The organism is Croceibacterium atlanticum, from assembly GCF_001008165.2.
GTDB lineage: Bacteria > Pseudomonadota > Alphaproteobacteria > Sphingomonadales > Sphingomonadaceae > Croceibacterium_C > Croceibacterium_C atlanticum.
This window is the reverse complement of sequence record NZ_CP011452.2, coordinates 2,727,832-2,739,269: the sequence shown is the minus strand read 5'-3', so window position 1 is coordinate 2,739,269 and position 11,438 is coordinate 2,727,832. Positions and strand designations below refer to the sequence as shown.

Genomic DNA, 11,438 nt, shown 5'->3' with positions numbered 1-11,438 from the left:
TCTCAAATCCCTTGAGGGGAAAGTCACAGGTGGAGGGGGTGGGCGGCGCCTTCCGGCACCGCCGCGCCACCCGTTATTCAGCCGCGATCTGGCCGAAGCCGTCGTCCTCATCCTCGTCATTCAACGAGGACAATTCGACGTTCAGACCCAGCGAGCGCATTTCCTTCACGAGCACGTTGAAGCTCTCCGGAATACCGGCCTCGAACGTGTCGTCGCCCTTGACGATCGCTTCATACACCTTGGTCCGGCCCACCACGTCGTCCGACTTCACGGTGAGCATTTCCTGCAGCGTGTAAGCGGCGCCGTAAGCCTGCAATGCCCAGACCTCCATCTCACCGAAGCGCTGGCCACCGAACTGCGCCTTACCGCCCAGCGGCTGCTGGGTGACGAGGCTGTACGGGCCGATCGAACGGGCGTGGATCTTGTCGTCGACCAGGTGGTGCAGCTTCAGCATGTAGATGTAGCCGACGGTGACCTTGCGGTCGAAGGCTTCACCAGTACGGCCATCGAACAGGGTAACCTGCCCGCTGGTATCGTAACCGGCCTTCATCAGCATGTCGGAAACGTCGGATTCGCGCGCACCGTCGAACACCGGAGTACCCATCGGCACGCCGTTCTTCAGATTGCCGGCAAGTTCGACGACCTCTTCCGTCGTACGGCTTTCGATATCGTCGTGATACTGCTCGCCATAGACGTCCTTCAGCTTCTCGACCAGGGCCGACGGCGGGGCCGCAGCTTCCGGATCGGGATTGGCTTCGCGCCATTCTTCCAGGGCCCGTGTCACCTGCTGGCCAAGTCCGCGCGCGGCCATGCCCAGATGGGTTTCGAAGATCTGTCCGACATTCATGCGCGAGGGCACGCCCAGCGGGTTCAGCACGATATCGACGGGAGTGCCGTCTTCCAGGAACGGCATGTCCTCCTGCGGCAGGATGCGGCTGATAACACCCTTGTTACCGTGGCGGCCGGCCATCTTGTCGCCCGGCTGCAGCTTGCGCTTCACCGCAACGAAGACCTTGACCATCTTCAGCACGCCCGGGGCGAGTTCGTCACCGCGTTCGAGCTTCTCCTTGCGGTCTTCGAACTTGTCCTTGATGCGCTTCACCGCCTCGTCATACTGGCTCTTCACTGCTTCCAGCTGAGCCTGCATGTTGTCGTCGGCAACGGCGAACTTGAACCACTCGTGGCGCTCGACCTCGTCCAGCACTTCCTGCGTGATGACCGTGCCCTTCTTGACGCCTTTCGGCGCGGCGGAAGCGGTCTGGCCGTCCAGCATTTCGCGCAGACGGTTGTAGGTCGCACGGTTGAGGATGTTGCGCTCGTCCTCGCTATCCTTCTTGAGGCGTTCGATTTCCTCGTTCTGGATGGCGCGCGTACGGTCGTCGATCTCGATACCGTGGCGGTTGAAGACGCGGACTTCCACGATCGTACCGGCAACGCCCGGCGGCAGGCGGAGCGAGGTGTCGCGCACATCGCTGGCCTTTTCACCGAAGATGGCGCGCAGCAGCTTTTCTTCCGGCGTCATCGGGCTCTCGCCCTTGGGCGTGATCTTGCCGACCAGGATATCGCCCGGATGCACTTCCGCACCGATATAGACGATGCCCGCCTCATCGAGGTTGCGCAGCGCTTCCTCGCCGACATTCGGGATGTCGCGGGTGATGTCTTCCGGCCCGAGCTTGGTGTCGCGGGCCATCACCTCGAACTCCTCGATATGGATCGAGGTGAAGACGTCGTCCTTCACGATCCGTTCGGAGATCAGGATGGAGTCTTCGTAGTTGTAGCCATTCCAGGGCATGAAGGCGACGAGGCTGTTCTTGCCCAGGGCCAGTTCGCCCAGATCGGTCGAAGGACCGTCGGCAATCGTGTCGCCGGCTTCGATCACATCGCCCACCTTCACCAGCGGGCGCTGGTTGATGCAGGTATTCTGGTTGGAGCGCTGGAACTTCTGCAGATTGTAGATGTCCACGCCCGGGTTGCCGGCATCGACCTCGCCCGAGGCGCGGATGACGATACGGGTCGCATCGACCTGATCGACCACGCCGCCGCGCACTGCGGAAATCGCAGCGCCGGAATCGCGCGCCACGGTTTCTTCCATGCCGGTGCCGACGAAGGGCGCTTCCGCCTTCACCAGGGGCACGGCCTGACGCTGCATGTTGGAACCCATCAGCGCGCGGTTGGCGTCATCGTTTTCCAGGAACGGGATCAGCGACGCAGCAACCGAGACAAGCTGCTTGGGCGAAACGTCCATCAGCGTGATCTGGTCGGACGGGCTCATCACGAACTCGCCGTTCTGACGGGCTGACACCAGCTCTTCCACGAAGCTGCCATCTTCGTTCAGTTCAGCGGAAGCCTGCGCCACGGTGTGCTTCTGCTCTTCCATGGCGGAGAGATACTTCACCTCGCCCGTCACCTTGTTGTCGGTGATGGTGCGGTAAGGCGTTTCGATGAAGCCGTATTTATTGACCCGCGCAAAGGTGGAGAGCGAGTTGATCAGGCCGATATTCGGGCCTTCCGGCGTTTCAATCGGGCAGATACGGCCATAATGCGTCGGATGAACGTCGCGGACTTCGAAGCCGGCGCGTTCACGCGTCAGACCGCCCGGGCCAAGTGCCGAAACGCGGCGCTTGTGGGTGACTTCCGACAGAGGATTGGTCTGGTCCATGAACTGCGACAGCTGGGACGAACCGAAGAATTCGCGCACAGCGGCCACGGCCGGCTTGGCGTTGATCAGGTCGTTCGGCATCACGGTCGACACATCGACCGAGCTCATGCGTTCCTTCACCGCGCGTTCCATGCGCAGCAGGCCGACGCGATACTGGTTTTCCAGCAGCTCGCCCACCGAACGCACGCGGCGGTTGCCGAGATTGTCGATGTCGTCGACTTCGCCCTTGCCGTCCTTCAGGTCGACCAGTTCCTTGACCACGGCCAGGATGTCTTCCCGGCGCAAGGTCGTCACCGTGTCTTCGGCATCGAGGCCAAGGCGCATGTTCAGCTTCACACGGCCAACGGCGGACAGGTCATAGCGCTCTCCATCGAAGAACAGGCCTTCGAACAGCGCTTCTGCCGTTTCCTTGGTCGGCGGTTCGCCCGGACGCATGACCTTGTAGATCGCCTCCAGACCCTCGTCCCGATTTTCGGCCTTATCGGCCTTCATCGTGTTGCGGATCCACGGCCCGGTGGTGACATGGTCGATATCGAGCAGGTCGAGCTGGTCGATGCCGGCAGCATCCAGCTTGTCGAGATTTTCCGGCGAAACCTCGTCGCCAGCCTCGATATAGATGCGCCCCGTGCTTTCATCGATGAGATCGCGCGCCGAATAATGACCGAAGATTTCCTCGGTCGGGATCAGCAGCGTTTCCAGGCCATCCTTGGCCGCCTTGTTGGCAGCGCGCGGGCTGACCTTCTGGCCGGCGGGGAACACTTCCTCGCCGGTTTTCGCGTCCACCAGCGGGAAAGCCGGCTTCTGGCCACGCCACGCCTCGGCACTGAAGGGAATTTCCCATCCGTCCTTGCCGCGCTTCCAGGTGACCTTGTTGTAGAATACGTCGAGGATTTCCTCGCTATCGAGGCCCAGCGCATAAAGCAGCGCAGTGACCGGCAGCTTGCGCTTGCGGTCGATGCGGACATTCACGATGTCCTTGGCGTCGAATTCGAAGTCCAGCCACGAACCGCGATACGGAATCACGCGGGCGGCGAACAGGAACTTGCCGCTGGAATGGGTCTTGCCGCGGTCATGGTCGAACAGCACACCCGGCGAACGGTGCATCTGCGACACGATGACACGCTCGGTCCCGTTGACGATGAAGGTGCCGTTCCCGGTCATGAGCGGCATGTCGCCCATGTAAACGTCCTGCTCCTTGATATCGAGGACGGAACGGGTTTCGGTTTCCTGATCCACCTCGAACACGATCAGGCGCAATGTGACCTTCATCGGGGCCGCATAGGTAATGCCGCGCTGACGACATTCAGTCGTGTCGTATTTCGGATCCTCGAGCTCGTAATGCACGAAGTCCAGTTCGGCCGTGCCGGCGAAATCGCGAATCGGGAAGACCGAACGCAGGGTCTTCTCAAGGCCGGAAACGTAACCGATCGAAGGGTCGGAGCGGAGGAACTGCTCGTAGCTCTCGCGCTGAACCTCGATCAGATTCGGCATCTGCACCACTTCGTGGATGTCGCCGAAAATCTTGCGGATGCGCTTCTTCTTGGAGCCGACGGTGGTCGGGGCCTTCGCCTTGGTCGCCATAAGAGAGGTGTGCCTCTTTACATTGGGCCAGCCACGAAACGCGGCCGGCGGAAAAATCTCGGGCGCGAGGGAGCATGAAACGCGCGAAAGCCGCATGACGAAGCGCACCCCACGGGGGCCGCCCGACTGCAGCTTGAAACACGTCTCACGGATTACCGGGCTTCCATCCCTTGGCGCGCCCCCGCGTCAGGCACGCCTTGCTCGAAGCTCTCCGGCTGGGGCGGATATAGAGAGCGAGGGCCGCGGGGTCAATTTCTGTTTTGCGAGCAGCCATCCGCGCGATCGCCATCCGGAGCGACATATCGTTTTTCGATATTATCGATTGACAATAAACCCGACTCGCCTTATTGGATATCAATATTGAGCATATCGGAGAACGAGAAATGAGCCACTTCCTGCAAAACACGGCCGCTGCGATTGCCGCGGCCCTCATCGTCACCGCCACGCTGCTGCCACTGGTCAGCACCCCCGCGGCCGAAGCCGCCATGGTCGCCGCACCGGCACTCGCCTGATCCGCCACTCCGGGAAGGAGAAATGAAATGACCCAAATTAAAAGAGACAAGCTGCTTATCGCAGCAAGGATACTCGTCATCTTCCTCAAGGCAGTGCTGGGCATCGCCGCCCTCGGCGTGGTGGTCGCGATCCCGGTCGTCCTGTTCAGCCAGAGCCATGTCGCCGATGCGCTGGTGTCGGGCGTCAGCCTTGCCTCCGGACTGAGCGCCATCGTGGCGACCCTGCTGCTCGGCATGGTCCTGCTTGGGGGCGCCTTCTGGTTCGTTCACCTGCTTGGGCGGATGATCGACACGGTCGGGGAAGGAAACCCCTTCGTGCCGGACAATGCGGATCGCCTGTCCCGCATGGGCTGGATCGCCGTGGCCCTGCAAGTGGCGCAGATCCCGCTGACTGTCTGCGCTTCGATGGTCGACCAGTATTTCCCGGAAGCCAATGTCAATATCGACTCGGGCATTTCGCTGACGGGTATCGCCCTGGCCATCGTGCTGTTCATCCTCGCCCGCGTGTTCCGTGAAGGAACGGCCATGCGCGAAGACCTGGAAGGGACCGTCTGATGCCGATCAATGTGAAACTCGACGACCTGCTCCACGAACGGCGCATGACACTGACCGAACTGGCCGACCGCGTGGGCCTCACCCTCGCCAATCTGTCGATCCTCAAGACCGGCAAGGCCAAGGCAATCCGCTTCTCCACACTGGAGGCGATCTGCCGCGAACTGGACTGCCAGCCGGGCGACATACTCGGCTATGACGGAGAGTGAGGGCAGCAAAGCATACAATAGAGCATACGATGGGGCCGGGGTAATTCCCGGCCCCTTGTTCTACCTGCCATTCAACAAGCCGGTCGCTTGACTTTTGCGCCTGCACAGCTATTTACCCGCTCCGATCGCATACCGGTATTCCCGGGGGCGGTCATCCGTCCGAGACAGTTGGTGAAGGCAATCGGGTCTTCTTAATTTCCAGCCTAGACGGGGAAAAGAGTTTTCCGGCGGTGCGCATTGCGCCGCTTTCGCACGTTTGGCGTGCATCTCCTTCCCCATCAACGGACCTTGCCCGTGTCGATGATCGGCATGGGTGAATGTGAGCCGGTCGCGGCGCCCTTCGGGGTTCGCGGCCATAGTGCCTCCGCATGGTTCCTCCGTGCGGCGGACAGAGAAGGAGTAAGGCATGGATCGTTCGCAGAAAGCCGATTCGGTCGCCCAGCTCAACGCGGTCTTCAACGAGAGCAGCGTGGTGGTTGTCACCCGCAATCTCGGCCTGTCGGTGGCTCAGTCCACCGAATTGCGCACGAAGATGCGGGAAGCCGGCGCGACTTACAAGGTTGCGAAGAACCGCCTCGCCAAGCTCGCCCTGAAGGACACGGACTACACCGGCCTCGAGGATTTCCTCGTCGGCCCGACCGCTCTGGCCTATTCGGCCGATCCGGTTGCAGCTGCCAAGGCTGCGGTGGACTTCGCGAAGACGACCGACAAGCTCGAGATCGTCGGCGGTTCGATGGGCAGCACGGTACTCGACGAAGCAGGGGTCAGGGCGCTTGCCTCGATGCCGAGCCTCGACGAGCTGCGTGGCACGATCGTGGGTCTCATCAACGCCCCGGCGACGAAGATCGCCCGGGTCGTCAACGAACCCGCGTCCAAGCTCGCCCGCGTCTTCGGTGCCTATGGCGCCAAAGAAGCGGCGTAAGCGGTTTTTCCAATTCTCGAATTCCCCGGTGCGTATTGCCCGGGTCCATCATTTGAACGGAGTTAAGCATCATGGCCGATATCGCCAAGCTTGTTGAAGAACTGTCGCAGCTGACCGTCATGGAAGCTGCCGAACTCGCCAAGGCTCTTGAAGAAGAGTGGGGCGTTTCCGCCGCTGCCGCAGTTGCGGTTGCCGGCCCGGCTGCCGGTGGCGCCGGTGAAGCCGCTGCCGAAGAAAAGGACGAATTCGACGTCGTCCTGACCGGCGACGGTGGCAAGAAGATCCAGGTCATCAAGGAAGTCCGCGCCATCACCGGCCTGGGCCTGACCGAAGCCAAGGCTCTTGTCGAAGGCGCGCCGAAGCCGATCAAGGAAGGCGTGAACAAGGCGGAAGCCGAAGAAATCAAGGGCAAGATCGAAGCCGCTGGCGGCACGGTCGAGCTGAAGTAATGGACAGGCGGGCGCGCAAGCGCCCGCCACCTCCCCGCTCCGGCGGGCCATTACAGCGACAAAAGAAAGGGCGGCGCCATCACGGCACCGCCCTTTTCTTGTGTGCAGAAGGCAGGCCGGCGCCAAGCCGGCCCGGTGCCCGAACTTACAATGACTTCACATAATCGACGATAGCCTTGCGCTTGGCATCGTCCTTCACGCCGCCAAAGCCCATGATCGTGCCCGGCACGACCTTGCGCGGATCCTTCAGATAGCGGTCCAGTGTTGCCTCGTCCCAGGTCAGGCCCGATTCGAGCATGGCAGGGCTGAACTTGAAGCCAGCGACCTCGCCCGCCTTCGTGCCGTAAATTCCCGCCAGGCTCGGGCCGATGCCGTTCTTGCCCGGCTCGGTCGAGTGGCAAACGCTGCACTGGACGAAAGCCTGCGGCGGTCCGGACGGGGCCGCAGCAGCGGCAGCCGGCGAAGGCTTCGCGGCAGGCGTGGCGCTGGCCGTCGGCTTGGGCTCGGGTTCAGGGGCGGCAGTCGTCTCTTCGACCTCTTCCTCAACCGCTTCGGCTTCCGCAGCGGCTTCTTCCTCGACCGGAGCGGCAATGTCTTCCGGCGCGGCTTCGGCTTCGGTCACTTCCGGCGTCTCGGTCAGGGCAGGATCGTCCGCTTCCTCTGCGCCGCCACCGCAAGCGGCGAGTGCGAATGCCAGTGCAAGCGGTGCGATAGTCGTGCGATCGAACTTCATGTCGGCCTTTCCAGGTGAATAGAGCGACGCGCCTAGTATAGCCGGATCGGGACGAGGGGAAGCACTTGTGTCCACGGAGCCGCACTTCCCAAAAGAAGGTGTGCCCGCACGACACAGGGCTTTTAGCTGCAACCGGAGCGGCCTACGCAACCGCCGCCATGCAGCCCGCGACAACGCCCCCCACCTGGAAGCGAGAATTCACGGCGACCCTGCGCCTCGCGGGGCCGCTGGCGGCGGCCAATCTGTTGCAGATGCTGACTTATGCGATCGACGTGATGTTCATCGCCCGGCTTGGCGAGGCCGAGCTGGCAGCCTCGGCGCTGGGCATCGCGATCTTCGGCCTGCTTTCCTGGGCGTTGACCGGCCTGACCGGCGCCGTCGCGCCTCTGGCGGCGGCCGAACTGGGTGCCCGCGCCCCTGCACTGCGCCCGGTGCGGCGATCGGTGCGCATGGCCTTGTGGCTATCGGTGATGAGCGGCGCCGGGGCGATGGTGCTGTGCTCCCTGTCGGAACCCTTCATGCTCGCCACCGGACAATTGCCGCGCATCGCCGCGCTGGCGGGCGAATATATGGAAGTGCTGCTGTGGGCGACGATTCCAATGATCGCCGCCAGCGTGCTGCGCAATTTCGTCTCCACGCTGGGGCGCCCCGTGCTCGCCACGATGATCACCGGCGCCGGTATCGGGGTGAACGCGCTGGGCAATTACGCCTTCATCTTCGGCAATTTCGGCGCCCCTGCCCTGGGCCTGCAAGGTGCAGCCTGGGCCACGGTGGCGACATCGGTAATCACCTTCGCCGCCTATGTGCTGGCAATCCGTCTCGATCCGAGGCTCCACCGCTATCACATATTCGGCTTCTTCTGGCGTCCGGACTGGGCGCGCTTCGCCGCGCTGATGAAGATCGGCACGCCCATTGCGCTGACCGTTCTGGCCGAAGCCGGCATTTTCGCCACTGCCGCTTTCCTCATGGGGCTGATCGGCGCGCCGCAGCTCGCCGCCCACACAGTGGCACTCCAGATCGCCGCATTGTGCTTCCAGATTCCCTCCGGTGTCAGCCAGGCGGCCACTATCCGGGTCGGCTATTTCCATGGCGCACGCGAAGCGATTGGCGTCGCGCGCGCTGGCTGGGCCGCGATGGCGCTCGGCACCGGCTTCATGGTGTTGACAGCCATCGCCATGCTGACCGTGCCGGAATGGCTGCTTTACGTCTATGTGGACCCGTCCCAGCCGGCCAATGCCGACATGGTGAAGCTCGCCATCGGCTATCTCGCGGTCGCCGCCGCTTTCCAGCTGACCGATGGCATCCAGGTTGTTGCGGCCGGTGCACTGCGCGGGCTGCAGGACACGCGCATGCCGATGTGGATCGCCATCTTCGCCTATTGGGTCCCCGGCTTCGGCCTTGCCGCCGGACTCGGCCTATATACACCGCTGGAAGGCATCGGCGTGTGGATCGGGCTTGCGGCGGGACTGGCCTGCGCCGCCGCCCTGTTGCTGACACGCTGGCACTGGCGCGGGCGGCTGGGCCTGCTGGAATACGCGAAAACCTGAATCTCCCGCGGCAAAAAATTGTCCCTGCCGGGAGTTGACGCCCATGGTGCGCCCAACCATATGCGGCCCGCTGGCACTCTCAGCCCGAGAGTGCCAACAGGATAAACCACTCACTTTGGAAGAGGTCATAGATATGGCATTCCGTCCGCTGCACGACCGTGTTCTGGTCCGCCGCATCGAGGCCGAAGAAAAAACGGCCGGCGGCATCATCATCCCCGATAGCGCCAAGGAAAAGCCGAGCGAAGGCGAAGTCGTCGCCGTCGGCGAAGGCGCCCGTGACGAAGATGGCGATCGCATCGCTCCCGACGTGAAGGTCGGCGACCGCGTGCTGTTCGGCAAGTGGTCCGGCACCGAGGTCAAGCTCGATGGCGAAGACCTGCTGATCATGAAGGAAAGCGACATCATGGGCGTGATCGCCTGAGGCGACGCAACCCACGCTTTCAACCGCAACGAATTCGCAAAGAGGAATCATAACAATGGCTGCCAAGGACGTGAAATTTTCGCGCGACGCGCGCGAACGCATCCTCAAGGGCGTGGACACGCTCGCCAATGCCGTGAAGGTCACGCTGGGCCCGAAGGGCCGCAACGTGGTGATCGACAAGAGCTTCGGCGCCCCCCGCATCACCAAGGACGGCGTTACCGTCGCCAAGGAAATCGAACTCAAGGACAAGTTCGAGAACATGGGCGCACAGATGCTGCGCGAAGTGGCTTCCAAGGCCAATGACGCCGCCGGTGACGGCACCACCACCGCAACCGTTCTGGCCCAGGCCATCGTGCGCGAAGGCATGAAGTCGGTCGCCGCCGGCATGAACCCGATGGATCTGAAGCGTGGCATCGATCTGGCCGTTGCCAAGGTTATCGAGAACCTGAAGGGCCGTTCCAAGGACGTTTCCGGCTCCTCCGAAATCGCCCAGGTCGGCGTGATCTCCGCCAATGGTGACAAGGAAGTCGGCGAAAAGATCGCCGAAGCCATGGACAAGGTCGGCAAGGAAGGCGTGATCACGGTCGAAGAGGCCAAGGGTCTCGAATTCGAACTCGATGTCGTCGAAGGCATGCAGTTCGACCGTGGCTATCTCAGCCCCTATTTCGTGACCAATCCGGAAAAGATGACCGTCGAACTCGACGATCCCTATATCCTGATCCACGAAAAGAAGCTGTCGAACCTGCAGTCGATGCTGCCGATCCTCGAAGCCGTGGTGCAGAGCGGCCGTCCGCTGCTGATCATCGCAGAGGATATCGAAGGCGAAGCGCTGGCTACCCTGGTCGTCAACAAGCTGCGTGGAGGCCTGAAGATCGCCGCCGTCAAGGCGCCGGGCTTCGGCGATCGCCGCAAGGCCATGCTGCAGGACATCTCGATCCTGACCAACGGCGAAATGATCAGCGAAGACCTGGGCATCAAGCTCGAAAACGTGTCGCTGAACATGCTCGGCCAGGCGAAGAAGGTCACGATCGACAAGGACAACACCACCATCGTCGATGGTGCCGGTGATGCCGATGCGATCAAGGCCCGTGTCGAACAGATCCGCGCCCAGATCGAAACCACCACCAGCGATTATGACCGTGAAAAGCTGCAGGAACGCCTGGCCAAGCTGGCTGGCGGTGTTGCCGTGATCAAGGTTGGCGGTGCGTCCGAAGTCGAAGTGAAGGAACGCAAGGACCGCGTTGACGACGCCCTGCACGCCACCCGCGCTGCGGTGGAAGAAGGCATCGTCCCCGGCGGCGGTACCGCGCTGCTTTACGCCACCAAGGCTCTCGAAGGCCTGAAGGGCGCGAATGACGACCAGACCCGCGGCGTGGACATCATCCGCCAGGCCATCATGGCTCCGGTTCGCCAGATCGCAACCAATGCCGGCTTTGACGGCGCCGTGGTTTCGGGCAATCTCCTGCGCGAGAATGACGAGACGCAGGGCTTCAACGCTGCGACCGACACCTATGAAAACCTGGTCTCCGCCGGCGTTATCGACCCGACCAAGGTCGTGCGCACCGCGCTGCAGGATGCGGCTTCCGTCGCCGGCCTGCTGATCACCACCGAAGCGGCGATCAGCGAAGTTCCGGAAGACAAGTCGTCCGCCCCGGCCATGCCCGATATGGGCGGCATGGGTGGCATGGGCGGCATGGGCTTCTAAGAGCCTGTTGCCGAACGGCCGAAATCAGGGGCCGGGGGAGCGATCCCCCGGCCCCTTTTTCATGCCCGCCGCCCTGGGAAATCCATGTTTACCGCGATTTTCCGGCATTTGGCCGGACACTTCGCGGCTTCTCGGCCGTTGGTGTCTC

The 11,438-nt window shown here is 62.5% G+C and carries 10 protein-coding genes; 8 read left to right on the top strand and 2 right to left on the bottom strand.

Annotated features, from left to right (window positions below; all coding sequences use genetic code 11):
- Positions 1 to 73: 73 nt before the first annotated feature.
- Positions 74 to 4,240 (bottom strand): DNA-directed RNA polymerase subunit beta, encoded by a 4,167-nt coding sequence (gene rpoB / locus WYH_RS12940; protein ID WP_046904163.1) that lies wholly within the window; start codon positions 4,238 to 4,240, stop codon positions 74 to 76.
- A gap of 383 nt (positions 4,241 to 4,623) precedes the next feature.
- Here rpoB and WYH_RS17310 point away from each other — a divergent pair, with 383 nt between their 5' ends.
- From WYH_RS17310 to rplL, 5 genes are all read left to right on the top strand, one after another.
- Entirely contained in the window at positions 4,624 to 4,752 is a 129-nt protein-coding gene (locus tag WYH_RS17310) for a hypothetical protein (RefSeq protein ID WP_268908540.1), read from the top strand.
- Between the two features lie 27 nt (positions 4,753 to 4,779).
- A complete protein-coding gene (locus WYH_RS12935) occupies positions 4,780 to 5,307 on the top strand; it encodes a DUF2975 domain-containing protein (protein ID WP_046904162.1) in 528 nt (175 codons plus the stop codon).
- Positions 5,307 to 5,513 (top strand): helix-turn-helix domain-containing protein, encoded by a 207-nt coding sequence (locus WYH_RS12930; protein ID WP_046904161.1) that lies wholly within the window; start codon positions 5,307 to 5,309, stop codon positions 5,511 to 5,513. The genes WYH_RS12935 and WYH_RS12930 overlap by 1 nt, the downstream gene beginning before the upstream one ends.
- A 406-nt stretch (positions 5,514 to 5,919) precedes the next feature.
- Positions 5,920 to 6,435 carry a 50S ribosomal protein L10 gene (gene rplJ / locus WYH_RS12925; RefSeq protein ID WP_046904160.1) on the top strand — a complete coding sequence of 172 codons (516 nt, stop codon included), beginning with the start codon at positions 5,920 to 5,922 and terminating at the stop codon, positions 6,433 to 6,435.
- 71 nt (positions 6,436 to 6,506) lie between these two features.
- Positions 6,507 to 6,884, top strand: a complete 378-nt coding sequence (gene rplL / locus WYH_RS12920; RefSeq protein WP_046904159.1) for a 50S ribosomal protein L7/L12 — start codon at positions 6,507 to 6,509, stop codon at positions 6,882 to 6,884.
- Between the two features lie 145 nt (positions 6,885 to 7,029).
- Here the strand turns inward: rplL and WYH_RS16905 are convergent, their stop codons facing one another.
- Entirely contained in the window at positions 7,030 to 7,617 is a 588-nt protein-coding gene (locus WYH_RS16905; RefSeq protein ID WP_156320140.1) for a c-type cytochrome, read from the bottom strand.
- Positions 7,618 to 7,775: 158 nt separating this feature from the next.
- On the opposite strand from WYH_RS16905, the gene WYH_RS12910 reads away from it, so the two are divergent.
- The 3 genes from WYH_RS12910 to groL all read left to right on the top strand — a co-directional run bounded on the left by WYH_RS12910 (position 7,776) and on the right by groL (position 11,290).
- Positions 7,776 to 9,164: an MATE family efflux transporter gene (locus tag WYH_RS12910; protein ID WP_046904158.1), complete on the top strand. Its 1,389-nt coding sequence runs from the start codon at positions 7,776 to 7,778 to the stop codon at positions 9,162 to 9,164.
- Between the two features lie 133 nt (positions 9,165 to 9,297).
- Positions 9,298 to 9,585, top strand: coding sequence for a co-chaperone GroES (gene groES / locus WYH_RS12905; protein WP_046904157.1), 288 nt, complete (start codon positions 9,298 to 9,300; stop codon positions 9,583 to 9,585).
- Between the two features lie 55 nt (positions 9,586 to 9,640).
- The gene (gene groL, locus WYH_RS12900; protein WP_046904156.1) at positions 9,641 to 11,290 is read left to right on the top strand and encodes a chaperonin GroEL; all 1,650 of its coding nucleotides are present in this window, start codon (positions 9,641 to 9,643) and stop codon (positions 11,288 to 11,290) included.
- The last annotated feature ends 148 nt before the right edge of the window (positions 11,291 to 11,438 follow it).